General features: G+C 69.3%; 25 protein-coding genes and 1 pseudogene. 14 read left to right on the top strand and 12 right to left on the bottom strand.

What is annotated here, in order from left to right:
• Positions 1–11 precede the first annotated feature (11 nt).
• The 6 genes from ACH34Q_RS43110 (at position 12) to ACH34Q_RS43085 (ending at position 7,027) form a co-directional block, all read left to right on the top strand.
• On the top strand, positions 12–1,157 hold the full coding sequence (locus ACH34Q_RS43110) for a sensor histidine kinase (RefSeq protein WP_395989020.1): 1,146 nt from the start codon (positions 12–14) through the stop codon (positions 1,155–1,157).
• The gene (locus ACH34Q_RS43105; RefSeq protein WP_395989019.1) at positions 1,150–1,776 is read left to right on the top strand and encodes a response regulator; all 627 of its coding nucleotides are present in this window, start codon (positions 1,150–1,152) and stop codon (positions 1,774–1,776) included. Before ACH34Q_RS43110 ends, ACH34Q_RS43105 begins: the two co-directional genes overlap by 8 nt.
• Before the next feature lie 327 nt (positions 1,777–2,103).
• Positions 2,104–2,430 carry a type II toxin-antitoxin system RelE/ParE family toxin gene (locus ACH34Q_RS43100; protein WP_395989018.1) on the top strand — a complete coding sequence of 109 codons (327 nt, stop codon included), beginning with the start codon at positions 2,104–2,106 and terminating at the stop codon, positions 2,428–2,430.
• Positions 2,431–2,460: 30 nt separating this feature from the next.
• Positions 2,461–3,564, top strand: coding sequence for a HigA family addiction module antitoxin (locus tag ACH34Q_RS43095; protein WP_395989017.1), 1,104 nt, complete (start codon positions 2,461–2,463; stop codon positions 3,562–3,564).
• 206 nt (positions 3,565–3,770) lie between these two features.
• Positions 3,771–4,547, top strand: a complete 777-nt coding sequence (locus tag ACH34Q_RS43090; protein WP_395989016.1) for an ABC transporter ATP-binding protein — start codon at positions 3,771–3,773, stop codon at positions 4,545–4,547.
• Entirely contained in the window at positions 4,544–7,027 is a 2,484-nt protein-coding gene (locus ACH34Q_RS43085) for an ABC transporter permease (RefSeq protein WP_395989015.1), read from the top strand. Before ACH34Q_RS43090 ends, ACH34Q_RS43085 begins: the two co-directional genes overlap by 4 nt.
• A gap of 65 nt (positions 7,028–7,092) precedes the next feature.
• On the opposite strand, the gene ACH34Q_RS43080 is transcribed toward ACH34Q_RS43085, so the two are convergent.
• The 4 genes from ACH34Q_RS43080 to ACH34Q_RS43065 form a co-directional block, all read right to left on the bottom strand.
• Entirely contained in the window at positions 7,093–7,551 is a 459-nt protein-coding gene (locus ACH34Q_RS43080) for a PaaI family thioesterase (protein ID WP_395989014.1), read from the bottom strand.
• A gap of 202 nt (positions 7,552–7,753) precedes the next feature.
• Positions 7,754–8,944 carry an MFS transporter gene (locus ACH34Q_RS43075; protein ID WP_395989013.1) on the bottom strand — a complete coding sequence of 397 codons (1,191 nt, stop codon included), beginning with the start codon at positions 8,942–8,944 and terminating at the stop codon, positions 7,754–7,756.
• Between the two features lie 14 nt (positions 8,945–8,958).
• A complete protein-coding gene (locus ACH34Q_RS43070; RefSeq protein WP_395989012.1) occupies positions 8,959–9,276 on the bottom strand; it encodes a hypothetical protein in 318 nt (105 codons plus the stop codon).
• Positions 9,277–9,353: 77 nt separating this feature from the next.
• Positions 9,354–10,715 (bottom strand): flavin monoamine oxidase family protein, encoded by a 1,362-nt coding sequence (locus ACH34Q_RS43065; protein WP_395989011.1) that lies wholly within the window; start codon positions 10,713–10,715, stop codon positions 9,354–9,356.
• Positions 10,716–10,862: 147 nt separating this feature from the next.
• Between ACH34Q_RS43065 and ACH34Q_RS43060 the strand changes: the two genes are divergently transcribed.
• Positions 10,863–11,621 carry an ABC transporter permease gene (locus ACH34Q_RS43060; protein ID WP_395989010.1) on the top strand — a complete coding sequence of 253 codons (759 nt, stop codon included), beginning with the start codon at positions 10,863–10,865 and terminating at the stop codon, positions 11,619–11,621.
• On the opposite strand, the gene ACH34Q_RS43055 is transcribed toward ACH34Q_RS43060, so the two are convergent.
• A complete protein-coding gene (locus tag ACH34Q_RS43055; protein WP_395989009.1) occupies positions 11,553–12,719 on the bottom strand; it encodes an FAD-dependent oxidoreductase in 1,167 nt (388 codons plus the stop codon). The genes ACH34Q_RS43060 and ACH34Q_RS43055 overlap by 69 nt on opposite strands.
• 83 nt (positions 12,720–12,802) lie before the next feature.
• On the opposite strand from ACH34Q_RS43055, the gene ACH34Q_RS43050 reads away from it, so the two are divergent.
• Positions 12,803–13,354: a TetR-like C-terminal domain-containing protein gene (locus ACH34Q_RS43050; protein ID WP_395989008.1), complete on the top strand. Its 552-nt coding sequence runs from the start codon at positions 12,803–12,805 to the stop codon at positions 13,352–13,354.
• A gap of 129 nt (positions 13,355–13,483) precedes the next feature.
• Here ACH34Q_RS43050 and ACH34Q_RS43045 read toward each other — a convergent pair whose 3' ends face one another.
• Both ACH34Q_RS43045 and ACH34Q_RS43040 read right to left on the bottom strand, forming a co-directional pair.
• The gene (locus ACH34Q_RS43045; RefSeq protein WP_395989007.1) at positions 13,484–13,681 is read right to left on the bottom strand and encodes a sigma factor-like helix-turn-helix DNA-binding protein; all 198 of its coding nucleotides are present in this window, start codon (positions 13,679–13,681) and stop codon (positions 13,484–13,486) included.
• A gap of 78 nt (positions 13,682–13,759) precedes the next feature.
• The gene (locus ACH34Q_RS43040) at positions 13,760–14,113 is read right to left on the bottom strand and encodes a hypothetical protein (protein WP_395989006.1); all 354 of its coding nucleotides are present in this window, start codon (positions 14,111–14,113) and stop codon (positions 13,760–13,762) included.
• A gap of 115 nt (positions 14,114–14,228) precedes the next feature.
• Here ACH34Q_RS43040 and ACH34Q_RS43035 point away from each other — a divergent pair, with 115 nt between their 5' ends.
• Positions 14,229–14,891: a TetR/AcrR family transcriptional regulator gene (locus ACH34Q_RS43035; RefSeq protein ID WP_395989005.1), complete on the top strand. Its 663-nt coding sequence runs from the start codon at positions 14,229–14,231 to the stop codon at positions 14,889–14,891.
• A gap of 256 nt (positions 14,892–15,147) precedes the next feature.
• On the opposite strand, the pseudogene ACH34Q_RS43030 reads toward ACH34Q_RS43035, so the two are convergent.
• Positions 15,148–15,879: pseudogene (locus tag ACH34Q_RS43030) on the bottom strand (transposase); the annotation flags it as partial.
• On the opposite strand from ACH34Q_RS43030, the gene ACH34Q_RS43025 reads away from it, so the two are divergent.
• The 4 genes from ACH34Q_RS43025 (at position 15,829) to ACH34Q_RS43010 (ending at position 18,675) form a co-directional block, all read left to right on the top strand.
• Positions 15,829–16,008, top strand: coding sequence for a hypothetical protein (locus ACH34Q_RS43025; protein ID WP_395989070.1), 180 nt, complete (start codon positions 15,829–15,831; stop codon positions 16,006–16,008). The pseudogene ACH34Q_RS43030 and the gene ACH34Q_RS43025 sit on opposite strands and share 51 nt — an antisense overlap.
• Before the next feature lie 331 nt (positions 16,009–16,339).
• Positions 16,340–17,212, top strand: a complete 873-nt coding sequence (locus ACH34Q_RS43020) for an LLM class flavin-dependent oxidoreductase (RefSeq protein WP_395989004.1) — start codon at positions 16,340–16,342, stop codon at positions 17,210–17,212.
• The gene (locus ACH34Q_RS43015; RefSeq protein ID WP_395989003.1) at positions 17,209–17,580 is read left to right on the top strand and encodes an ester cyclase; all 372 of its coding nucleotides are present in this window, start codon (positions 17,209–17,211) and stop codon (positions 17,578–17,580) included. The genes ACH34Q_RS43020 and ACH34Q_RS43015 overlap by 4 nt, the downstream gene beginning before the upstream one ends.
• Positions 17,581–17,634: 54 nt before the next feature.
• The gene (locus ACH34Q_RS43010) at positions 17,635–18,675 is read left to right on the top strand and encodes an alpha/beta fold hydrolase (RefSeq protein WP_395989002.1); all 1,041 of its coding nucleotides are present in this window, start codon (positions 17,635–17,637) and stop codon (positions 18,673–18,675) included.
• Between the two features lie 594 nt (positions 18,676–19,269).
• On the opposite strand, the gene ACH34Q_RS43005 is transcribed toward ACH34Q_RS43010, so the two are convergent.
• Together ACH34Q_RS43005 and ACH34Q_RS43000 are read right to left on the bottom strand one after the other, a co-directional pair.
• The gene (locus ACH34Q_RS43005; RefSeq protein WP_395989001.1) at positions 19,270–21,831 is read right to left on the bottom strand and encodes a LuxR C-terminal-related transcriptional regulator; all 2,562 of its coding nucleotides are present in this window, start codon (positions 21,829–21,831) and stop codon (positions 19,270–19,272) included.
• Between the two features lie 138 nt (positions 21,832–21,969).
• Positions 21,970–22,305, bottom strand: coding sequence for a hypothetical protein (locus tag ACH34Q_RS43000; protein ID WP_395989000.1), 336 nt, complete (start codon positions 22,303–22,305; stop codon positions 21,970–21,972).
• Positions 22,306–22,352: 47 nt separating this feature from the next.
• Between ACH34Q_RS43000 and ACH34Q_RS42995 the strand changes: the two genes are divergently transcribed.
• The gene (locus tag ACH34Q_RS42995; protein ID WP_395988999.1) at positions 22,353–22,514 is read left to right on the top strand and encodes a hypothetical protein; all 162 of its coding nucleotides are present in this window, start codon (positions 22,353–22,355) and stop codon (positions 22,512–22,514) included.
• Positions 22,515–22,850: 336 nt separating this feature from the next.
• On the opposite strand, the gene ACH34Q_RS42990 is transcribed toward ACH34Q_RS42995, so the two are convergent.
• Together ACH34Q_RS42990 and ACH34Q_RS42985 are read right to left on the bottom strand one after the other, a co-directional pair.
• Entirely contained in the window at positions 22,851–23,519 is a 669-nt protein-coding gene (locus ACH34Q_RS42990; RefSeq protein ID WP_395988998.1) for an NADPH-dependent F420 reductase, read from the bottom strand.
• Positions 23,520–23,591: 72 nt separating this feature from the next.
• The coding region (locus tag ACH34Q_RS42985; RefSeq protein WP_395988997.1) for an NAD(P)H-binding protein at positions 23,592–24,208 on the bottom strand (617 nt) is incomplete at its 5' end.

Raw genomic sequence — 24,208 nt, 5'->3', positions numbered from 1 at the left:
AAACTGTCACCGTGAGGACGATCGAGGAGCAATGGGACCGGTTCTTCCGCTGGGGGCCGTACGGCCTGCTGGCCCTGAGCCTCGTCCTCGTCGTCATCACCCGCGACACGGTGATGATGACTCCCACCCAGCAGCGAGCGGCCGTCCCGCTCGTCGTGGCCGCCCTGGTCCTGCAACTCCTCCCGCTCACGGGGCACGTCTACTACTGGACCCGCACCACGCTGGCGTTCGTCCTCACCTGGCTCAACCCGTTCTTCTGCATCTACGCCGTGATCGGCTACTTCGACGGGCAACAGCACCTCTCGCGTCGCTGGTACCTGCCCGGGGCCTTCATCACCGCGATCACCATGGCGGGCGCGCAGTCCGGCGGGCTACCGCCGTCCGGCCCGGTCCAGTGGGCGGGCTTCGGCGCCCTGCTCCTGCTCAACTGCGGGCTTCTCTACATCATGGGCACGCTCACGTTCCGCGAGATGGAGCTGTCCGAGGAGCGCGCGGAGACCATCGCCGAACTCGAACGCACCAACGCCCGGCTGGAGCAGGCCCTTGCCGAGAACGCCGGCCTGCACGCCCAACTGCTCGTCCAGGCCCGCGAGGCGGGGGTCAACGACGAGCGCCGCAGGCTCGCCGCCGAGATCCACGACACCATCGCCCAGGGCCTGGCGGGCGTCATCACCCAACTCCAGGCCGCCGAGGACAGCGCGCACGTCCGCCGGGCCACCGAACTCGCCCGCGAGAGCCTCCGCGAGGCCCGCCGCTCCGTACAGGACCTCGCGCCCAGCCACCTGGAGCACGACAGCCTGCCCGACGCCCTCAAGAAGGTCGTCGGCGACAGGGCCCAGCTCACGATCACCGGCACGGCCGAACCCCTGCACGACGAGATCGAGGCCGCGGTGCTGCGCATCGCGCAGGAGGCCCTCGCCAACGCCACCCGGCACGCCGGCGCCGGCCGCATCGGCGTCACCCTCTCCTACATGGACGACGAAGTGACCCTGGACATTCGCGACGACGGCCGCGGCTTCAGCCGTCCCACCCGGGGCTTCGGCCTGACCGGCATGCGCGAGCGCGCCGAACGCGTCGCCGGCACCCTGGAGATCGAGTCCGAACCCGGCCAGGGCACCGCCGTCTCCGCCCGCGTACCGTTGATCCGCCATGCCTGACATCACCCTGCTGATCGTCGACGATCACCCCGTCGTCCGGGACGGCCTGCGCGGGATGTTCGCCGCCACCCCCGGCTTCGACGTCCTCGCCGAGGCCGCCGACGGCCGCGAGGCCGTCACCCTGGCGGCCGACCTGCTCCCGGACGTGATCCTGATGGACCTCCGGATGCCGGGCGGCGGCGGAGTCGAGGCCATCACCGAGCTGGGCCGCCGCGGCCTGCCCTGCAAGGTCCTCGTGCTCACCACGTACGACACCGACTCCGACACGATCCCCGCGATCGAGGCGGGCGCCACCGGCTACCTCCTCAAGGACGCCCCGCGCGAGGAACTGTTCAACGCCGTCCGCGCCGCCGCCGAAGGCCGTACCGTCCTGTCGCCCGCCATCGCGTCCCGCCTGGTCTCGCGCGTACGGGGACCCCGGAACGAGACCCTGAGCACCCGCGAGCGCGAGGTTCTCGGGCTCGTCGCGCGCGGCACGTCCAACCGCGAGATCGCCGCCGAGCTCTTCATCAGCGAGGCCACCGTCAAGACCCACCTCACCCACCTGTACGCCAAGCTCGGCGTCAAGGACCGTGCCGCCGCCGTGGCCACCGCGTACGACCGCGGCATCCTCGGCTGAGCCCGGTCGCGTAGAGCGTGCGCCGATGATCGGCCTCGCGCTGCGCACCCTGCGCTTCAGCGGTCGTAAGGGCGTACCTGAAGGCCGCAAGCGAGCAGGGCCGACCTGTTGCATAAAGTGACAATTACGTAACAGGTAGCTAGCAATCGATGACCGGTCTCGGCCAGCGGAAGTGGCCCTTTGTCGCGTTTTGAGCGCATCACCCCAGCACAAGGCCCTCGTTTCACCCTCACCAGTAAGTGATCTTGACCGTTCTGTGGCAGAGTTTTCCCGGCGCGGGGGGACAGCGTTTACCTGATTGGTTAATACTCAGAGGGGGGAACGCGATTGGAGGTGCGGTATGCCGACCCTGCCCTACGTGACCTCTGCGCATCCGACCGTGACCTTCGCAAGAAGTTCGGTGCCGATTGCGCCAAGAAGATCGCGATGCGGCTCAGGGCCCTCGATGCGGCACAGAGCCTTGACGATCTCATGCATGCTCCAGGCCGGTGCCACCCGCTCGAACGCGAGTACAAGGGCTGCTACGCCTTCTGCCTCCACGGAGGCATGCGCCTGGTGTTCCGGCTGATGACCGCCGAGGAGAGAAAGGAGCAGGACATCCCGGATGACCCGGCCGCACTGGTCATTGAGATCATCGACTACCACCGTGGCTGACCAGACCGGACTGGGGAAGGAGTGAGGACGATGGCGACGACCCAGGAAATGTATCCGGCCGCCGAGCCGGACTACGCGGTGCCGCCAGGTGAGACCATCCGTGAGTTTCTGGACGACCTGGGCATGACGCAGCGGCAGTTGGCAACTCGCCTCGGCCTCACTCCCAAGCACGTCAACCAGCTCGTCCAGGGGCTGGTGCCCCTTTCCCCTGACGTGGCCGCCCGACTGGAGCTGGTGACCGGCATGTCGGCACGGATGTGGAATCGCCTGGAGGCCGACTACCAGACCACCGTCACCCGCCTGCGGCAGCGACAGGACTTCGCCGAACTCGCGGCGTGGGTCCAGAACGAGATCCCGGTGAAGGAACTCGTCAAGCGAGGCGTGCTACCGAGCACCCCCAAAGACCCTGGCAGCCGCGTCCAGCAGGTCTTGACGTTCTTCGGTGTCGCGCATCTGGAAACCTATCGGGAACTGTACGAGTCGCCTGCCGCGGACTTCCGGCAGACCAAGGCGTTCAAGGCCGAGCCGGGCGCAGTCGCCGCATGGCTACGGCTGGGCGAGCTCGCGGCCCAGGACGTCCACTGCGAGCCCTACAGCAAGGCCGGCATCGAAGCCGCACTGCCCCGGCTCAGGCAGTTGACCGTGCAGCCTTCGGAGATCTTCTTCAGACTTGTCAGGGACATCTGCGCGGCCAACGGCATCGCGGTCGTGGTGATCCCGGAGATCACCGGAGCTCGCGCCTGCGGGGCGACCAAGTGGCTGTCGCCGGACAAGGCCATGGTCATGCTCAGCGGCCGGTACAAGAAGAACGACCAGCTGTGGTTCACCTTCTTCCACGAGCTCGGTCACGTCATCAAGCACAGCAAGAAGGACGTCTGGATCGAGAACAGTCAGAACCGCGAGGATCCCTCCGAGCTGGAGGCTGACGGTTTCGCGCGGGATCTTCTGATTCCGCCCAGGAAGGCCTCGCGTCTGTCGTCACTCGCGTCACTCGACGAGGTGCGGCTCTTCGCGATGGAGATCGGGATAGCTCCGGGCATCGTCGTCGGCCGTATGCAGCGCGACGGACACCTCGGCTACAGCGTGGGCAACAAGCTCAAGGACGACATCGATCTGGGGAAGGCCGCCCCATGAACTCTCGGCCTACCTGACAGTTGGCGTCTGCCCACTCTTCGCACGGCCACGGAACGTCAACGGTCCCGCCGCCCCAGGGGTGACGGCCGCGGGTGCAGGGGCTTCGGCTGGACGCCGGTCGGGCCGGGTGTCCACCGATCGGTGGACGCCGGGTTCAACCGGCCGAGGCTGTCGGCAGGGGTGCCCCGGCTAACAAGATCATGGGCATGAACAGCTCTGATGCCCGGGAAGTCGTACGGCTCGAATCCGTACGCAAGATCTATGGCACGTCCAGGAACACGGTGACCGCGCTTGACGATGTGAGCATCGGCTTGGAACGCGGCACGTTCACAGCGGTAATGGGCCCGTCCGGTTCGGGCAAGAGCACCTTCCTGCAGTGCGCCGCCGGGCTCGACCGGCCGACGTCGGGGACCGTCCACCTTGACGGCGCGGACCTCGGCCCGCTGGGCGAACGGGCGCTGACCAAGCTCCGCCGGGAGCGGATCGGTTTCATCTTCCAGGCGTTCAACCTGCTCCCCGCGCTGACCGTCCTGGACAACGTGACCCTGCCGCTGCGGCTCGCGGGACGCCGCGCCGACAAGGCGGCGGTCCGCGAGGTCCTGGAACGGGTCGGCCTCGAAGGACGGCAGGGCAGCCGTCCCGGTGAGCTGTCCGGCGGCCAGCAGCAGCGCGTCGCCATCGCGCGGGCGCTGATCGCCCGGCCCGCCGTGATCTTCGGCGACGAACCGACCGGTGCCCTCGACACCTCCACCGCGCGCGACGTCCTGGCGCTGCTGCGCGAGGCGGTCCAGCAGGCGGAGCAGACGATCGTGATGGTCACCCACGACCCGGTGGCCGCCGCGCACGCCGACCGCGTCCTGTTCCTCGCCGACGGCCGGCTCGTCGACTCGCTGGACCGGCCCACCGCCGGTCTCGTCGCCGACCGGATGACCAACCTCGGCGCCTGGAGCCGCACGCCGGCCGCGCAGGGAGGGAACCGATGATCGGCCTCGCGCTGCGCACCCTGCGCTTCCACAAGGGCGGCTTCATCGCCTCGTTCATCGCGCTGTTCTTCGGTGCCCTGATCGTGGTCGGCTGCGGCGGCCTGCTCGAGACCGGCCTGCGCAACGACGCCCCGCCCCAGCGCCTCGCGGCCGCCCCGATCGTGGTCACCGGCGACCAGCGCTACCTGGGCACCGCGAGCGAAATGGTGTTCCCCGAACGCGTTCACCTGGACGCGGCGCTGACCGCCGAACTCGCCTCGATCCCCGGCGTCACCGCCACGCTGCCGGACGTGTCGTTCCCCGCCACCCTGGCCCGCACCGAGGTCACCGGCCACGGCTGGTCCTCCGCCCGGCTCGCCCCGTACCGGCTCTCCGAAGGTACGGCGCCGGCCGGGCCCGGCCAGATCGTCCTCGGTACGCGCCTCGCCGAGCAGGCCGGGCTGCGTCCCGGCGCGCGGATCGAACTCCTCGCCGGGGGAACCACCGGAACGTACGAGATCACCGGCCTCGCGGACGGCGCCGGCAACGACGTCTTCCTCTCCGACGCGCAGGCCGGCCAGGTCACCGGCCGTCCCGGAAAGATCGACTCCATCGGCGTCCTGACCACGACCGACACCGCGCGGATCGCCGCGACCATCCGGAAGGCGGTCGCGGGAAAGCCCATCGCCGTCCTCACCGGCGATGACCGCGGCCAGGCCGAGAACCCCGGCATCCTCGCCGACGGCTCCGACCTGATCCCGCTCGCCGCGGCCTTCGGCGGCCTGTCGATGCTGGTCACCGTGTTCGCCGTGGCCGGCACCCTGGGCCTGTCGATCCAGCAGCGGCAGCGGGAGATGGCCCTGCTCCGGGCGATCGGGACGACTCCGGGACAGCTGCGCCGGCTGATCCTCGGCGAGACCATGGTCCTCGCCGCGATCGCCACCGCCCTCGCCTGCTACCCCGGGCCCCGGTTCGGCCGGTGGCTGCTCGACTCGTTCGCCGGAGCCGGCGTGGTGCCGGAGGCCATCGCGTTCCGTTCCGGCCCCTTCCCGCTGATCGTCGGAGTCGGCACCGCACTGCTCACCGCCATCGGCGCCGCGTTCATCGTGTCGAACGGCGCGGCCCGTACCCGCCCCACGGAGGCACTCGCCGACACCTCCGTACGGCGCCGGTTCAGCATCGTGCGCCTGATCACCGGCCTGCTCTGCCTGGCCGGCGGCACCGCCCTGGCCATCGGCACCGCAGGCTCCGACGGCCCCGACGCGGGCGGCGTGGCCACCCCGGCGGCCCTCGTCTGGACGGTCGGCTTCGGACTGCTCGCCCCCCTGCCGATCAGGGCCTTCACCACCATGCTGCGCCCCACGTCCGGACTCGCCGGCCACCTCGCCACCCGCAACGTCCAGGCGCGGACGACCCGGCTCGTGGCCGCGATGATGCCGGTCATGCTCGCCACCGGCCTGGCCATCGGGCTGATCTACATGCAGACCACCCAGTCCGAAGGCGCGAAGAAGGCGTTCGAGGAGAGCCTGCGGGCGGATCTGGTCGTCACCTCGGCCACCGGCGGCATGCCGCTCACCATGGTCGACACGATCAAGAAGCACCCCGGGGTCGCGGCGGCCACCGCCCAGATCACCAGCCTCGGCTACATCGAACCCGACGCGCCGGCCGAGCCCCTCGACGAGGAATCGGAAGCCGCCCAGCCCACCGAGATGTCACTGCGCGGCATCACCCCCGAAGGATCGGCACAGACCACCGCGTTCCGCGCAACCACCGGCAGCCTGGACGCCCTGCACGGCGCCACCGTCGCCCTGCCGTCGAGATACGCCGGCAAGTACGAGATCGGCGACACGGTCCCCATGCGCCTCGGCGACGGCGGCCGGACCGGCCTCAAGCTGGTCGCCACCCTCGACGGCGACCGCGGCTACGAGACCGCGCTCGTACCGGCGGCCACCCTCATCGGCCACACCGACTCCGGCCTCGTACCGCAGATCATGGTGACCGCCACCCCCGGAACCGACCGCGCCGGCCTGGCCAAGACCCTCGCCGCACAGCACCCCGGCCTCCGTACGACCGCACATGCCACCCTCACCGGCGGCCAGGACAACACCCAGGGGTGGATGGCCTACCTGGTGCTCAGCGTGGTCGTCGGCTACGCGCTGATCTCCCTGGTCAACACCCAGATCCTGGCGACCTCCGAACGCCGGCGCGAGTTCATGCTGCTGCGCCTCGTCGGAGCCACCCGCCGCCAGGTCCTCCACATGATGACGATCGAGGCCGTCCTGATCGCCCTGGCGGGCATCGCGCTCGGCACCATGGTCGCGGCGCTGACACTGGCCCCCCTGAGCCTCAGCGTCCTCGGCACGGTGATCCCGAGCGGCTCCCCCTGGATCCTCGCCACGGTCATCGCCGCGGCCCTCGCCCTGACCCTGACCACCACACTCCTCGCCGCCCAAGCCGTCCTCCGTACCCACCCCGGCGACATGGCAGGCCAACCGGAGTAACGCGCCCGAGGCCCAGCCCGCCTACAGGCGGGCGTCGCCGCCGACGTGGTCGCAGGGCCGCGGGCTCACTGCGCGGGCCTGGCCATGCGGATCAAGGTCTGCTGGCCGTTGGCCACGAACGTGCGTTCGCCGCCCTCCCAGACGCCGTACACCTCCAACTGGCAGACGGTCAGGGTCCGTCCGGATTTCAGGACGGTGCCGATCGCCTCCAGATGATCGCCGGCGGCGGGGGCGAGCAGGTTGATCTTGTACTCGACGGTGAGGACATCGCTGTCCTCGTCGAACAGCGTGAGCGCGGCGTAGCCGCCGGCGGTGTCGGCGATGGCACTCGTGGCGCCCGCGTGGACGTAGCCGTGCTGCTGGGTGACCTCGGGGCGAGCCGGGAGCACGACGCGGACGCGGCCGGGGCCGATGTGGGCGAGACGCGCACCGAGGTGTGCCATGAGGCCCTGGCGGTCGAAGCTGTCCTGGACGCGCTTCCGCACCGCGGGGCTCGCCTGTTCCTGCTGTGTCCGGTCTTCCACGTACGTGCTCTCCTTCGATCCGTGTCGGGGGCGGAGCGGAGCGGCATCCTCGTCCGGCCAGGCGTTCCACAAAGGATGAGGGCGCCGATGGCGATCATCATGGCACCGCTGATGCGGGTGACGGCCCGGGCGGCCGACGGCCTGGTCTTCAGGGCCGTGCCGGTCAGGACGCCGACGGTGAGGCAGACGACGGCCCACGCGGTCAGGTGCGGTCGGCAGGTGCGGTAGCGGGCAATCGGATCAGAGATGCCGTGCCGAGCAGGGCAAGGACGACGGCGGCGATGATCATCGCGGCGGTGAATCCGGCCTGCTGAACCGCGAAGCCCGTGAGCAACGGGCCGACGGCGAGGCCTGCGGCGTAGGCCAGGTTGTACAGCGAGTAGGAGCCGCCCAGAGTCGGCGGCGTGGAACGGAGACCTTGTTCGCCGATCATGGTCGTCGCCGGTGCCAGCAGGAGCGCGGAGGAGACTCCGAGCAGGATCATGCCGACGCCGGTCTGCCATGGCTCGGCTGCGAACCCGATCGCGAAGAGGGCCGCGGCGACGGCGACGACACCGGCGCCGATCAGGAACCGAGGCGGCGCGGTGGTCACGTAACGGCCCACGATGGGGTTGGCGATGATCGCCGCCAGGGCGGCGAGACCGAAGAGCAGTCCGATCGCCAGCGAGCCGGCTCCCAAATGCACCGGCAGGACCGGCTCGATGCCGGAGAGAACGGCTGCACCGACCGCGACGGCGATCACGATCGATATCGATCCCGGGACGCGCAGTACGGCAAAGGGCCCGGCGGTGTCGTCGGTGACTCGGGGAGAGTCCTTGACCAGGACGATGCGCAGGACCCCGTCGAGGAGCGCGATGGCAGCGGCGAAGAGGAACGGGGCCGCGGTGCCGAGGCGCTCGGCGAGGAAGCCCGCCAGAGGCGGCCCCAGCAGCACACCCAGAGTGAGCGAGGAGATGGCGATGCCCATGGCCTGTCCTCGCTTGTCGAAGCTGGTGGTCGCGGCGATCAGTGACAGCGCCGCCACCCAGGACATGCCACCGGCGATGCCCTGGGCGATTCGGGCCACTAGCAGCAGCCAGTACGGGCCGCCTGCGGCGAACAGCAGTGTCGCCGCGCCCAGACCGACCAGCCCGATGAGCAGCGGGAGCTTGGGGCCGTGCCGGTCGACGATGCGCCCGGCGAACAGGGTGGCGATGATCATCGTCACCGCGTAGGAGGAGAACAGCACTCCGGTGGCCGCCGGTCCGGCCTCGACCACCGCGGGAAGCAGCGGGAGGACGGGCACGGCAAGCCCGTGGACGAGCATGTCGGTGAATACCGCTGCCGATCCGACGATCAGCGCGTGCGTGGGAGTCGTGCCTCGCGCGAGCGAGACGGAGTCGTGTGCTGCCAATTGCGTACGTCTTTCTAGGAGAGCAATCCCCTCACCAGTGCCGCGATCGCGGCGTCGAGGTGTTCGGGACGCGGAAGGTCTTCGGGTCGGGTCGCCGCGGTCACGGTGAACCCTTGGATCAGCACCAGCACCAGCCCTGCGGTCGTCTCTGGTGGCACCGGCAAGTCGGCGTGACCACGTAGGGACGCGGCGATCTGATCGCGCCACCCGTCAAGTGCCTCGTGCTTGCGGCTGCTGTCATCGAGAGCTTGCGGCGCGACCAGGACCGTGGTGGAGGCCAGCGCACGGAAGCGTTCATCGCCTCGCAGCAGCGCCACGAACTCGCGCAGCAAGGTGCTCAGCCAGTCGTCGGCGCCGGGCGGTGCGGCCTCGCGGCTGAACAGCCGGTTCCCGTACTCCGAGCTGCCGCTCAGGACATGAGCACCTCGTCAGCGGCGGCCTGGCCGGAGCGCACCGCCCCGTCGATGTAGCCGTACCAGCGGGTCGCGGTCTCGCTTCCTGCCCAGTGGATACGGCCCACGGGGGTGCGGAGCGCGGGGCCGTACTGGGTCCACGCGCCGGGTGGGAAGAGCGCCGCGTACGCGCCTCGGGTGAAGGGCTCGGCGCTCCAGTCCTGCTCCAGGTAGGTGCGCGGCCGGGCGGCGCGGGGGCCGAACAGGCGGGCGAGCTGGTCCAGGACGGCGTTCTTGCGCTCATGTTCCGGCAGGGCGGCCATCTCCCGGGCGACGGCGCCTTCGAGGATGCCGACCAGTACACCGCGGTTCGCCGAGCGCGGACTGCTGTCCGTGACGCCGCTCAAGGGACCGCGCAGACTCAGCGCCTGCCCGCTCAGGCCGGACGAGCGCCAGAACGGCTCCGGATAGACGATCAGGCATTTGATCGCGCTGCCCATCGCCAGCCGCTGCGTCAGGCCGTCCCGGCCGGCGGGCAGCGGCGGGTCGTAGCCGATGCGTCCGGCCAGGACGGGCGGGATCGCGACGACGACACGGGCAGCGCGCACGGTGTCGCCGGCCGCGGTGCGGATCAGGACCCCATCGTCGTTCTGGGCGATCCGCCGGACCGGCGAGCTGAGGCGAACGCGGTCGCCGAGCCTGGCGGCCAGGCGCCGCGCCAACTCGCCGGCGCCCTGGTCCAGCCGGTCCTGCTGGGCGCCGCCCTCGGTCGCCATGACCGCCTGCAGGCTGCCCGCCGACCGGGCGTAGAACAGGGCGTGCAGCAGTGACAGCTCGCTCGGCTCACAGGCCCACATCAGCCGAGTGGCCAGCGAGAACAACCGGCGCCCGCCTCGCGTGCGCAGGGTGCGGCCGATCCATGTGGCCAGGGTCTGGTCGTCGAGCACCGCGGCGTTCGGGCTGCTCCACGGGGCGGCGGGGTCGATCGTCCGGGCCAGGCGCTCGAACCGCGCCTGCGCCTGAGCGAGGTCCAGCAATTGCGGCATGCTCAGCCGGGGAACGGTCCCCCGCCAGTGCCGGATGCGGCCAGAGGAGGTCTCGACCAGGTGGTCGCCTGCCATGTGGGTGGCGAACACCTCGATCCCGAGGTCCTCGGCCAGGGCATGAACACGATCCTGCCCGGGACCGATGAACTGGCCCCCCAGGTCGAGGATCTCGCCGTCGGCCTCGACAAGGCGGGTGCGCCCGCCGACGTGGTCGCGGGCTTCGAGTACGAGCACGTCCACGCCCTGCCGCAGCAGTGAGTCGGCGCAGCTCAACCCGGACATTCCGGCGCCGACGACAACGACGTCGGCGACGTGGGGACGGTGGTCGGTCATGACTCGCTCCTGGTGCGTCGGGCCGTGCCACGGCACGCGACGTCCCTAGGGTGCGACGCGTTCGCGGCACGGCGAACACGCCAGCGCACCCACCGACCACCATCGGCGCTGACTCATTGGTCATTGATCACCAGCAGGATATCCCGGGTGGTCAAGGTCGTCGCGGCGATATGTGATCCTTTGGGATCATGCGGGCAAGGACGAGCACGGGGGTCGTCGCGCTGGGGCGGCCGCGTGCGCGGCCGGCTCGGCGACGGCGCGCCCGTCGAGCTGCGGGTGGTCGCGATCTACGACCGCTCGCTCGGGCTCGGCGACTTCCTGCTCGACCGCTCGGCGCTGGCGGGCCACCTGCATGAGGACCTGGACGACGCGGTGCTCGTCCGCACCCGCGCCGGCGCGGACCTGCGCCGTCTGGCCGCCACCGCGCCCACCGTCCAGGCCCAGGACGCCGCCGGCTACGCGCGGCTGACCCGCAGCGGGCTCGCGCAGTCCACCACGAACGTCTACATCGTCCTCGGCCTGCTCGTCGCGTTCTCCGCGATCTCGATCGTCAACACATGCGTCATGGGCACCGCCGAACGGGCCAGGGAGTTCGCCCTGCTGCGGCTCGTCGGCGCCTCGCGCGGGCAGGTGGTGAAAACCATCTGCCTGGAGACGGTCATCGCGCCCGATAGCTGCTATTCGGGTTGGTTGGGGGGTGATGGTCGTGCCAGACCTCGACCAGCTCGTTCTGGCGGACGCGCAGTTCGGGCCCCGGTGAGGTTCCGGGCGGGTCGCCCGGAGCGTCCGGGCGCTCCCGGTGAACAGGCCGAGGGCATCGGCGCCGTCATGCCGCGCTCATTGAGCTTCGGCCCGCGCGGAGCCGTTCGCCGGCGAGGCGCTGCCAGGGCGGTGCTGCAGCGATGACGACCAGCCTTCCTGCTGGAGGTAGCCGCTGCTCTTGCGGAGCCAGGACACGTAGTTCCGGGTCGTGAACGCGTCGGTGAAGAGCCCCATCAGCGGTCCTTGCCGCGCGGGCATCTCGCCGCCCACCGCCCTGGCGACCCGCCTCACGATCTTGGTCCGGGCGCGCTCGTAGCCGCGCAGGTCGTCGATGGAGCGGGTCAGAGCCCAGGCGTCTTCCAGCGCCTGGGTGGATCCCATCGCCATCGCCGGTGGCATCGTGTGCGCCGCGTCCCCCATGAGCGTGGTGGGCCCGCGTCCCCAGACCGCGGGCACGCGGTGGATCTGATGGGGGTAGAAGGTGAGTGTCTCGGCGTCCTGAAGCAGCGTCGGGAACGGCTCGGGCCAATGACCGAACCGCTCACGCAGCCGATCCGCCAGGCCGGGGGCGCCCTCCCAGAACGGGCTGCCCGGCTTGGCGCGCAGGTCGAACCACCACAGCATCCGTCCGTGCCCGGCCGAGGCCATGCTGCCGAGCGCCCGCCCGTTGGAGACCATCATCGAGCGGTCGCTGTCGGTGAACTCGGTGGGCCGCGTGGTGAACGCCTGCCAGGTGACCCATCCGTTGAGCTTGCTCGGGTTCTCGCCCCGCAACGTCCGCCCGACGATCGACTTGCGTCCGTCGGCGCCGATGAGAACGTCACCGCGCACGGTGCTCCCGTCGGTGAGGGTGATCTCCGCGCGGTCGGGGTCGACTGCGCGGACTTCATGGTCGTAGTGGACGAGCACGCCATCGGCGATGCGCTCGACGAGCTCGTGCCGCGCGATGTGCAGGGAGGGATTGCCGCCGAATCGGCGCTCGACGGCGGTGAGGTCGATGGTGGCGAGCCCGCGGCCGCGCACCGACCGGCTCTCCATGGCCTCCAGGCGCCGACCCGCACCGTCGAGGTCGACTCCGAACCCGCGCAGGATGCCGGTCGATGACGGCCAGATCGAGATCGAGCCGCCCTCGGCGCGCAGCTGTGGCGCCGCCTCGTACACCTCGACCTGGTGCCCGGCCATGGTCAGTCCGCGCGCGGCGGTCAGTCCGGCGACACCGGCGCCGACGACGAGTACTCTCATGTTCACACCTATTTCTGAGACCGACAGTTTCTGATATCCGGAGTATCACAATTATGGCGCGCGGACGCAAGCCCGATCCCGACGTGGATGCACGCATCAGGCAGGCCGCGGTGACCTTGCTGGCGAGCAAGGGGACGCGGTTCACCATGGACGAGGTGGCGGCGGCCGCCGGGGTGGGCAGGGCCAGCGTCTTCCGCCGCTACCCCACCAAGCGCGACGTGCTGCTCGACGCGCTCGCCTTGGCCCTGGACGCCCAGGTACCGGAGACTCCCGACACCGGCACACTGGAGGGCGACCTGACCGTGATCGTCGACCAGACGCTCGCCGGCTGGCACTCACCCGACCTCGCCCGCACGACCAAAGAGATCTTCGGCGAGGCGGGCCGGGACCCAGCGGTCGGCGAAGTCATCCGTACCGCCATGCGGGACAAGCGCAAGCGCGACTGGGCGATCTTCGACCGCGCCATCGCCCGGGGCGAGATGTCCGCCGACACCGACCCGTGGCTGTTCGCCGACATGCTTGTCGGCCTGGTCGTCTACCGCGGCCTCATCGACCTACCGCAACCGGAGCCACAACAGATCGTCCAGGCCCTCCTGCACGGCTTCACCCCTGACCGTCACCACAACAGGGAGTAGTTCCCGCTCAGGACACTGGCTCGGCTGGACGGTCCAGTGGGGGCGGTCGCGTGCGGCAACGGCGTCCGCGTCGACCGGCACGCCCGCTCGTGGACGAGGCCGTCGTCCGCTCCACCTGGCGCCTGCCGGCTACCTGACCGCCAGGGCCCGCCGGGTCATCGGTCCCACTGGCCCGCGATGAACGGCCCGCCGCCGCTCGCGCGGCGGCACCCCCCGATAGAGCAGCCCGGAGGCCACGTCCTCCACGTTCATGTCCTCCCAGTACCGCAGCACCAGCACGGCACGGTCCTGCGGCGGAAGCTGCGCGAGCCCCTTCAGCAGCGTCACCCGCAGCGCCTGATCGGGGTCGTCGGTGGCCGTCTCGGGCAGCCGCCCCGACGGCGTCTCCTGGTTCTATGGAGGACTTCACTCTCGAGTGCCGCGATCTTTGTCCTCACTACGGCCTGTGCCGCCGACTTCGTCGGCGACATACTGCCCCGGGCTGTAGAGGTACTCGAAGTTAGCCATCCGAATGATCACGCCGTCCACCCCGATCATCGGCGCATGATCGAGCCGCTCGGCCAGCTCGAAGTAGGTGGCACGCACCTGGGCCGGCGTGCGGCCCAGCCCGTAGCTGCCGTGCCGCTTGGCCGTCCACTTCGCGAAGTCGGGGAACGTCTCCTCAATCCCCGGACCCCGCAGGCGGATGACGTCCTGGCTCAGATGCGTGTCACCAATGTTGCCGTCCAGCACGACGCGGTCGGCCCGCTCGGGGAACATGGCGTCGTAGGTGGCACCCAGTCCGCTGCTGTAGGAGTAGCCCAGGAAGGATGCCCAAGGCTCTCCCCAGGGCGGAAGCGGAGGCAGCCCTCAACTTCAGCGGTAAACTGAGGGCGTGGTACTCCCTGAGGTCGAGCAGAGCCGCCTTCCACGGAGGCGGGATGCGCAAGAGCGTCGGCAAAAACTCGTGGCCGCGGCGCAGGGCGAGTTTGCTGTTCATGGCGTGGACGCCTCTCTGGAGAAGATCGCGCGAGACGCGGGCGTGGCCATCGGCACCCTGTACCGCCACTTTCCGACGCGCCTGGACCTGCTTATGGTCGCGTTCAGGCCACGCATAGAAGACTTTCTCGGCGGTGCGAAGCGGGCGATGGAGATGGACGACCCGTGGGAGGGGTTCGTCTACTACCTGGAGAACCTGTTCGGTCTTCAGGCCGGCAACCGAGGATTCAACGACTTTCTTTCCCGCCGCTTCACCAATAGCAGTGAGACGGAGCAGATCCACGACCAGATGTGTCGGCAGATTGGCGAAGTGCTCGCGCGCGCCCAGGACTCGGGTCAAGTACGCCCTGACCTAACCCAGGCCGACATCGTCAACCTCATCTGGTCGAATGGTCGGATCATCGACGCCACAAGCTCTACGGCGCCGAACGCATGGCGGCGCCATCTCTACCTTGCGCTCGACGCGTACCGCGCTGAGCGTGCACATCCTTTGCCGGAGCCGCCGATGACCAACCAGCAGCTCTACGACGGCATGGTCCGCCTAAGCACTCTGGAGTAGCGCCTGCCATCGCCGCTGTGTTGTCGTTCGCGGACCAAACTCTTCGCAGTCAGATTCACCGTGCGTGATTGTCGGGAAAGGGTCGCTTAGCCCGGATCTTTCATCGGTCGGCTGAGGCGGTTCGCGACGGTGTCTGTGCCGTCGTTGGGGCGTGATTCTTGCAGGTGGGTGTGACAATGCGGCCGGCGTCGGCCGGTCACCGGGTTCCACTGGTCCGGAGTTGCTGGTGCGAGGTTGTCGCCACGGTCGGATGTGGTCAGCCGGGTGCGGGTCCCAGAGCCCGCAGGCGCTGGATGCCGTCGGCAGCGAGGCCGGCCCAGGGCGCATGTGAGGCGAGGTGCAGCACGAGGGTGCGGGCGCGGCGGGCCAGGACCGCTGGGATGGTGAACAGGCGTAGCCGTAGGCGTTTGGGTTCCCACCGGTGGGCGGGCTGGTCGGTCAGGGCGAGGGTCTGCGTCCAGGCGGTGATCTCTCCGGCGAGCGTGACGATGGCGCACCAGATCCGGTTCGCGTCGAACGAGGCCAGGGGCAGGTTGGTCAGCCCGGTGTCTTTCGCGCAGCGGATCCGGTCCTCGCAGCGAGCCCTGCGGCGGTGCCGCAGCTAGAGCTCAGCGAGCTGGGCGCCCGTGCCACCGGGAGCAGTGTTCGTGGCGAACGCGGTGATCCGCATGCCGTCGACGTCCTCGAACCGCAGTTGGGCCCCGGGTTGGGGGCGTTCTTTGCGGACGACTACGCGCATCCCGGGCGGCCAGGAGGTCAGGTCCATGAGTCCGGTCAGCTCGGCGACCCAGGCGCCGTCGCGGACCTGGTCGTGGGCGTCGTAGGCCTCCGTCCAGACCTGTTCGGGGATCTGGGCGAGCAGGTCCGGGGTGTTCTCCGGGAGCGTGAACCCGACCGAGTAGGACAAACACCGCTTGGTCAGCCACTGGACGAATTCGTGCGTCCCGCCGGCTCCGTCGGTGCGGACCAGGACCTTCTTCCCGGCCCGGCGGTCCGGCCGGTGGCCGGCGCGGTGCTGGCCGAAGGACGACCGCGCGTCCTCGCACGCTGCCGCCAGAACCCCACCACCACCGGAACGGAGGTCGACACCGTCCTCGAACTCAGCGCCTGCATCTGAAAAATGACGAGCTGCCCCGGGAATATGGTGAGGCACCCCTCCGGTTACGTCTGACATGAACCGGAGGGGTGCCTCAGTGCCCTCCGTATGTTGGCCGACAGGAGGTAGATCGTGATTCGTGAGGCATCTGAAACGCCAACTGGTCTCCGGCCAACCCGACCTCGCGCGTCACAGCGACGGCCAACTGGGCGGAGCAGCGGAGCAGACGGGTTAAGCCCGCCAGGTCCTCACAGCACCAAACCTCGCCCTCCGCGTCGGCTCTCTTCGGCTGAACGCGCAGGGCCGCGCTCGTCCTCACACCGGCACATGAACGAAGGGAAGTAACGCAGCCATGGATCACGGCCACGACATCGAATTCGGCACATTCATCCTGCCGACAAGCCTGGCGCCGCATCAGCCAGTCGAACTGGCTCAGCTTTCGGAGCAGCTCGGCTACGAGCTGGCGTCGTTCCAGGACCATCCCTACACGCCGACGCTGCTAGACGCGTGGACGCTGATGTCCTACGTCGCCGCGCGAACCGAGCGGATCCGACTCACCCCAAACGTGCTCAACCTTCCCATGCGTCCGCCGGCCGTCCTAGCGCGGGCTGCCATCAGTCTGGATCTGCTGTCCCACGGCCGTGTTGAACTCGCGCTCGGCGCGGGCTATTTCTGGGACGCGATCGAGTCCATGGGCATGGCCCGACTCACACCGGGTCAGGGCGTCGACGCGCTCGGCGAAGCGATCGAGATCATCCGCGGGATCTGGGACACGGACGCTCGCGGGGGTGTGCGGGTCGACGGCCTTTACCACCAGGCCGTTGGTGCTCGTCGCGGACCGCCTGCGGCGCACTCGATCCCTATCTTGATCGGCTCCTCCAAGCCACGGATGCTCGAACTCACCGGGCGGGTGGCAGACGGATGGCTCCCCGCACTACACAGTCTGGACTCGCCGAACATCAGCGAGGCGACCCGGCTGGTGGACGAGGCGGCCGTCGCCGCTGGGCGGTCACCCGGAGACGTGCGCCGCTACCTCAACATCCAACCAGCGCTCGGGCTCCGATCACAGAACTGGGCTGAGCAGCTGGCGTCGTTCGCGATCGACGAAGGATTCAGCCTATTCATCCTCGTCACAGACGATCCGAATCTGATGAGGCGCTTCGCCGCCGAGGTCGCGCCGTCCGTCCGTGAGCTCGTCGCGAATAGCCGAACGCTTAGCACGTGACTTTCTTCACAAGGGTGTGGACCCCGCCGCATGACCTGGATGCGATCGACGAGCTGATGCCGGAGGGGTACCGCATGACGACTGCCGGGCAGGTCGTGGAGGGCCGGTCTGAATTTAAAGCGTGGCTTGCATCGATGCAGGAGGTCGTCACCGGAGCAACGAACGAACACCTGGAGATCATCACGAACGCTGCGGGAGATCGCGTCGTGTCTCGCTGGATCACGCGGGGCCGCAACAACGGGATGTTCGGTCTCGAACCAGACCAACAGCCAGTCGAGTTCTCAGGCATCGCCATCTGGCGCGTCGAGGAGAACAGGCTCGCTGAATGTTGGGTCAAGCGCAGCGCCTACGAACTTTCGAGCAGTTGAACCAGCCCTGACGGCTCCAACCAGACCATCCGTTCTTCAGACAGGAGATTTTCTATGCTTCCCGCTCGGCGGATTCCGACCAATGGCATCAACCTTTCCGTTCACGAGAGCGGCGAGGGACCCGCAGTCGTGCTGATGCACGGCTTCCCTGGTCTCGGCTACTCGTGGCACAACCAAGTGCCTGCGCTCACGGCCGCGGGCTTTCGCGTGGTCGCCCCTGACCAGCGCGGCTACGGACACAGTGATGCGCCCGAGGCCGTTGAAGAGTACGACATCACGAAGCTGACCGGTGACATGGTGGGCCTACTTGACGCGCTTGATATCGAGCGCGCCGTCTTCGTCGGCCACGACTGGGGTGGACTGGTGGCGTGGCAGCTCCCACTGTTCCACCCCGACCGCGTCGCAGGAGTGGTAGGCGTGAGTACCCCGTTCATTCCGCACTGGATGACGTGGCTGCACCCCGATCTGGTTTCGGGAGTGCTGCCGACCGGCAGCAGCTTTGTCGCTGATCCCAGCGTCGATCCGATTGCACAGATGCGCCAGGTTTACAGCGAGAAGATGTACGTGCTCATGTACCAAGACGGCCACCATGCCGACGATGCCATGAACGCCGAGCCCCGGCGCTGGCTGCAGGCGGCATACCGCAAGGACCTTCCTACCGTCGACCAGTGGGCCGACCTTCCCCCTGAGGCCCTCAACATGGAATATCACGGGAGCCCGCTTCCGGCCGACCCGGCCGACCTGCCTGGGAATGACGTACTGACCGCTGCGGATCTCGACACATACGAAGAGGGCTACAAGCAGCACGGTTTCACGCCGGCGATCAACTGGTACCGCAATCTGACGCGCAACTGGGAGATCTCTCGCAACATGGATCAGACGATCCGAGTGCCGTCGCTGATGATCTCTGGCGCCAACGATCTCGTCCTTCGTGCGAGCATGACGGACGGGATGGACGAGCACGTCCCTGACCTCGAACGTCACGTAGTGGCTGACAGCTGGCACGGCACCATGGAGGATCAGCCCGACGAGGTCAATCGGGTCATGACCTCGTGGTTGCAGCGTCGGTTCCTCAACCGATCGGCTGCTGAGTAGAACCGCGGCGCCACCCGAGGTCTCGGGTGGCGCCGGTGTCGGCTGTTGCGGTCCTTCAGGCGTGGCGATCGGGTCGGCATCGCCGTGACCCACCCTCACGTCGATCAGACCCGGATCCGCGAGAGTGGCCGGGTGAGCGGCGCGTGAGACGACGAAGGTGCCTGTCCTGACTGGAGAATCGGGGTTGCGACGCCTTCGATCGTCCAGCTTGGAGAAGCACCTTGTCGGTGAAGAGAGTACGTCGTCGTGGCCGGGTCCGGAAGCGTGTGCGGATCGGGGCGCCGGACCCGTCGTTGACCGCGACCTCGGGGATCGCGACGCCCGCCCGTTGACGCCACTGCCTCCACCGATCACCGAACCAGACCAGATCGCCCAGCTGAACGTCCAAAGAACGCAACGCCTGGTCGGAACCCTCAACGAGTACGAACATGCTGCTTGACCTGCACGGACGAGATTTTCGGCAAGGACAGGTCCGTCACGAGAACCAGAGTGCATCTGGCCGGAGTGACCGGCCACCCGACCAGGGCGTGGGCGGCGCAGCAGGCCCGCAACCTGGCCATGGAGTTGGGGGATCGTATCGGCGCATGTCCGAGGTTAGGACCGGAAGGCGTGAGGTGCGAGCAGGCGCAGGTCGCGAGCGCGGGCGACGGTCTCGCCCCGGCGGTGGGTGGCGAGCTTGGCGTACAGGTTGCGCATGTGGGTCTTGACAGTGTTGACCGAGACATGCAGTTCGCCCGCGATTTCCGGCGCGGTCAGGTTGGTCGGCAGATAGCGCAGCACGCGCAGTTCGCTGTCGCTTAGCGGCTCGAGCGGCGACGGGCTCCCTCCGGGCAGCGGCGCGGGCGCGTGCCCGGCGAGCAAGCCCCGGATCTCGCCGATCAGGGCCGCATGCGTGGTGCCGCGCCGGGCATGGCGCTCCAGGAGGGCGGGAACCGGATGCAGCACGAAGGCCGAGAGCGCAGTGTCGGGCTCGGCGAGGTCGAGCGCCCGCTCCAGTGCGCGGCCGGCGGCATCCGGGTCGCCGAGAGCGTCCCGGGCGGCCGCCTCCAGCGTGAAGGCCAGGGTGAGGAAGGCCCGGGCCGGGTTCACGCGGGCGGAGCCGTCCAGGACCGGCGCGAGCGCGACGGTCGCCCCGTGCGGGTCGGCCTGGGCGAGCCGCAGTTCGGCTGTGGCGATGCGCACCTCCCCGTGCTCTCGCTCTTGTTCTTCGAGGTCGGCCAGGGTCTCCTCGGCGCGCTGGGTTTCGCCGAGGTGCACCAGGGCGAGCAGCAGCAATGCCCGTGCCCGCGGAGCCAGCAGGTGCGGCGCGGCCAGCAGCCCGGCAAGCCGCTCGGCGTCCCGCAAAGCGGTCAACGCGTCGCCGTCCCGTCCTCGCACCAGCTCCAAGAACCCGCGGGCATAACGGACCCCCAGCCCGGCCGCGGGGTCGGCCTCCGCGCTGACGATGTGTTCAGCGCGCTGGATCCAGGGCTCAGCCTCCCCAGGCCTTCCCTGCCAGGCGAGCACTGCGCCGAGGATCATGCATGCGGTACCTGTCGGCGACTCGTCCGACCAGCCGTGCCGATCGGCCAGCTCGATCGCCTGCCTGCTGAACTCGGCCGCCCGCGCCAACGACCGTAAAGGCTCGATCGCCGCCTGGTGGGCCAGTGCCGTGAACTCCAGGTAGGGCCGACCGATCCGGCGCGCCAGCGCGACCCCCTCCGCCAGGTACTTTGCCTGGTCGTGGTGGCCGGTCCAGCTCTGGGCATAGCCAAGGCTGATCAGCGCTAGCGCGCGTAGGTCCTCACTCAAGTAAGGCTGCGCCGGCCCGAAAGCCTCGGCCATGGCCTGCAGCCGCTGCGCCGCCTCGGCCTCAGCCAGCGGGTTCCCGCGCTGGCGGGCTGCCAGCAGCCTGACGACCCCTGACAAGAGCTCCAGCTGGCCGCGCTGGGGGTCCAGTACCGTCTCCGTACCCCGCTCGGCCAGGCGCAGCAGCCGCTCGGCCGTCTCCAGCGACCCCCGGGCCAGCTCATCGCCTGCGGCCACCGCCGCCAGCCCGGCATCCGTCGTCAGCATGCCGGTCGGGAACGCGGCGAGCAACTCGTGCACGGCACTGGCCCGCCCGTTCAGGTAGAGACAGGACCAGTGCTCGGTGAGCAGCCGGGCGGCCAGGGACCAGTCCCGCGCCGCCTGGGCATGCCGGACCGCCTCCGTCGGGTATTTGTGCCCGGCAAGCCATCTGGCGGCGGCCCGGTGCAGATCGGGGACCTCGCCCGGCGCGGCGCGCCGCAACTCCATCTGCAACAGCCCGGCGAACATCTGGTGATAGCGGAACTCCGTACGTGCGGCGTCCAGTGACACGACGAACATGTTCGCCTGTTCCAGGTCCTGCAGCACCCGCTCCCCGCCCTCGCCCCCGGCCAGCAGGTCTGCCAGCTCCCCGTTGACCCGCTCCAGGATGGAAGTCCGCAGCAGCAGCCACCGCACCGGGTCGGGCTGCCGGTCCAGCACCTCGGCCATCAGGTACTCCGCCACCGTCCGCTCGGTGCCGGAGAACTCTGCGGCGAACCGCGACGGATCGGGGTGGCCGGCCGCTGCCAACGCGGCCAGCCGCAGCCCCGCCGCCCACCCTTCGGTCCGCTCGTGCAGCACCGCCACGGCCGACTCGGGCAGCTCGACCCCGGCCGCGGCGAGCAGTTCCTCCGTCTCGGTCAGGCTGAACCGCAGATCATCCGCCCGGATCTCGGCCAGGTCCCCCTCCAGCCGCAGCCGGTGCAGCCCCAGCTGCACGTCATGCCGCGCGGCGAGCACGAACCGCAGGCTCCGCGGGGCGCGCATCATCAGCAGCCCCAGTTGCCGCAGCGTGTCGAGACTCAGCTCATGCACGTCATCAACCACCAGCCACAACTGCTCTTCCAGCGACGCCAGGTCCTTCAGCAGCCGCTCCATGATCGCCCACCCGTCCAGGTCCGGCGCCGCCGTCAACGCCCGCACCAGCGCTGCCCCTGGGCGTGTCCGGCGAAGCGCGCCGAGCACTGCTAGCCAGAATCCCTGCGGATCTCGCACATCCCGCTCCGCTGCGACCCAGGCAGCGCACTCCTCCAAGCTCGTCTGGCTGATCCAGGAACGCAGCAACACGGTCTTGCCACTGCCGGCCGGCGCCGACACCAGCGTCACCCGGGCCGGGCCGCTCAGCCGCCCCAACAGCTCTGGACGGACAACAACCCTCCCGTACCAGGACGAGTGGTCCGCACCGGACCGGGCATCGGCTCCCTCTGCAGTTCCCACACCCGGAAGCCTCTCACGGCGTCCTGATCAGCCGACGGAACGGTTCCCAGGACAGCGGGGCGTCGTCTCGCCAGCGCCAGGCCAGTTCGGGATCGCTTCCTCGTCCGGGAGTCCGGCCAGGATGTTCAGGAATTCGGCGGCTGGCAGGCCCAGGGTGATCGGTGGAGGGACGCGCTGGGCGAGCGCCGCCCGCGCCGCCTGGCCCAAGCCGGTGAGCGCCAGGTGTGGTCCCAGCGCACCGAAGTCCCGCAGGACGCTGATGACCTGGTCGACCGGGTGCTCCCGGACGCGTTCGGCCAGGATCGCCGAACGCCAGTCCCAGTCCTGGCGGCCGTGCATCACCTCCGCGTCCCATCGCAGCACCCGCCCGCGCGGTACTGGTTCATTTTGGTGAGTAGATCGAGAACGGTGTGGCACAGGATCCGCGGGTCTGCATCGAACGGGTCGTGGACCTCGGCGGGCAGCACCGTCTCCAGCGCCTGGAGCCAGTCCTGGAATGCGAGCGACCCACCACCCTCACAGCCGCCCGCCGCACCCTGCGCACCCCGGCCATGGACGCGGTCGCCGTCTGACCCCCGCACCACACCACCTGGGACTACTTCGGACCGAATGATCCCCTCCCCGCGTCCGGGTTCCCGGGTCGGCGATCCCATCCACAATCGCTCTACCGGCATGTGACGTTGAAACACCCAGCGTCGGACAGCCGGTCATCCGGCGAAGGCGCCGGTCAGAAGTCCCATCGGGAGCGCTGTATCCGACGCTGAGGAGCGGGCGTGGTCACAGTAGGCTTCGCCAACCATGGGGTGGGGAACCTGGACTTCGCCCTCAGCATCACCGAACTTCCCACCTGAGCAAACGGGCTCTTCGCACCTGCGGCGGGCCCGTACCGCGCCCGCGCCAGCTTGCGGTTACCGCGTTGCGGTGGCCAGTGCCGCGCGGATGGCGTCCCCGCCGGCCGGCCGGCCCTTCTCGTTCGAGGGTGGCCCGTATGGGGTGCCCCAGACCGGTGTGTCCGTTGCCTGCCGCCAGCTGTCGGCCAGCGGTCCCGTGTCCACGACGCTGTATCCGATGGATTCGATAAATGCGGTCACCGCTGCCTTGGCCGGCGCGGAGTCGCCGGCGATCGGCAGGTACGAGCGGTCGGCGGCTCCTTCCGGGCAGGTGAGTGCCAGCAGGTGCTTGAAGAAGATGTTGTTGAACGCTTTGACGACCATGGCGTCCGGGATGTACCGCAGCAGCAGTTCGCTTGAGGTCAGCGACTTGCTGTCGAGTTCGGGGATGGGCCCGTCGCGTTCGGGGCCGTAGTTGCAGGTGTCGATGACCGTCTTCCCGGCCAGTGGCGCGGCAGGCATGTCAGGGAAGGCCTTGACCGGCACGGTGACCACGACGATGTCACCGGCCGCCGCGGCCTCCCCGCTCGTCGCCGCGGACGCCCGCGGCCCCAGTTCCGCGACCGTGTCCGCGAGCGTCTCGGGACCGCGCGAGTTACTGAGCACGACCTGGTACCCGGCCTCGATGGCGAGCCGTGCGATGGCACTGCCGATGTTTCCGCTTCCGATGAATCCCACCGTGGTCATATTCTCAGCGTCCCTTTCAGAAGATCCGCGTGATGGTCAGGTGCCGGTTCGTTGCGATTGGGGTCCCTGCCGTCAGCCGGCGGGGAAGTAGTGGCCGTTGTCCAAATCGGCGAGCAGGCTGGGCTGGGCGGATTCCCAGCCGAGGGTCCGGCGGGTGATGAGGTTGGACGCCGGGTAGCTTTGCGTGGCGATGACCGAGGACCGCACTCCCCGCTCGGCGAGGTCGATGACGGCGGTTTCCACCACGTTGCGGACCCGGAGGGTGCCCTTGTGCTCATCGCCGACGGGAAGGGCCGGGTCCTTCTCGGTGGCCGGGCGGCCCAGCTTCCCGGACGAGCCGATGCTCCCCGCCGCGACCAGCGGCTTTCCGGTTCCCGCGAGTGCCTCGCCGTACGCGAGCATGACCGGGAACTCCGCAGCGGACACGGCGTTCATCCCGCCAAACGGAAGCAGGTCCTGCCTGTGCGCGACGTGGATGACGCCGTCGGAGTCCGCGGCCGCCTCCATGAGCCCGTCGAGATCCTTCAGGTCGCTGCGGCGCACCTTCGCGCCGAGCGCTGATACCGCTGCCGCGGCCGTGTCCGACCGGGCCAGGCCGGTGACCTCGTGCCCGGCGGCGATGAGCTCGGGGATGATGGAGGAACCGGAATGGCCGGACCGGTGACGTCGGTCTGCTGTCACCGGTCCAG

Source organism: Actinomadura sp. 9N407 (assembly GCF_044326315.1).
In the GTDB taxonomy this organism is placed as follows: domain Bacteria; phylum Actinomycetota; class Actinomycetes; order Streptosporangiales; family Streptosporangiaceae; genus Spirillospora.
This window is presented reverse-complemented; position numbering and strand designations above follow the sequence as displayed.

Coding starts and splice junctions, on each gene's coding strand:
- ACH34Q_RS43105 (WP_395989019.1), top strand. CDS start 1,150: ATGCCTGACATCACCCTGCTGATCGTCGACGATCACCCCGTCGTCCGG.
- ACH34Q_RS43095 (WP_395989017.1), top strand. CDS start 2,461: ATGGCGACGACCCAGGAAATGTATCCGGCCGCCGAGCCGGACTACGCG.
- ACH34Q_RS43090 (WP_395989016.1), top strand. CDS start 3,771: ATGAACAGCTCTGATGCCCGGGAAGTCGTACGGCTCGAATCCGTACGC.
- ACH34Q_RS43085 (WP_395989015.1), top strand. CDS start 4,544: ATGATCGGCCTCGCGCTGCGCACCCTGCGCTTCCACAAGGGCGGCTTC.
- ACH34Q_RS43065 (WP_395989011.1), bottom strand. CDS start 10,715: ATGACCGACCACCGTCCCCACGTCGCCGACGTCGTTGTCGTCGGCGCC.
- ACH34Q_RS43055 (WP_395989009.1), bottom strand. CDS start 12,719: ATGAGAGTACTCGTCGTCGGCGCCGGTGTCGCCGGACTGACCGCCGCG.
- ACH34Q_RS43040 (WP_395989006.1), bottom strand. CDS start 14,113: ATGTTCCCCGAGCGGGCCGACCGCGTCGTGCTGGACGGCAACATTGGT.
- ACH34Q_RS43020 (WP_395989004.1), top strand. CDS start 16,340: ATGGATCACGGCCACGACATCGAATTCGGCACATTCATCCTGCCGACA.
- ACH34Q_RS43010 (WP_395989002.1), top strand. CDS start 17,635: ATGCTTCCCGCTCGGCGGATTCCGACCAATGGCATCAACCTTTCCGTT.
- ACH34Q_RS42990 (WP_395988998.1), bottom strand. CDS start 23,519: ATGACCACGGTGGGATTCATCGGAAGCGGAAACATCGGCAGTGCCATC.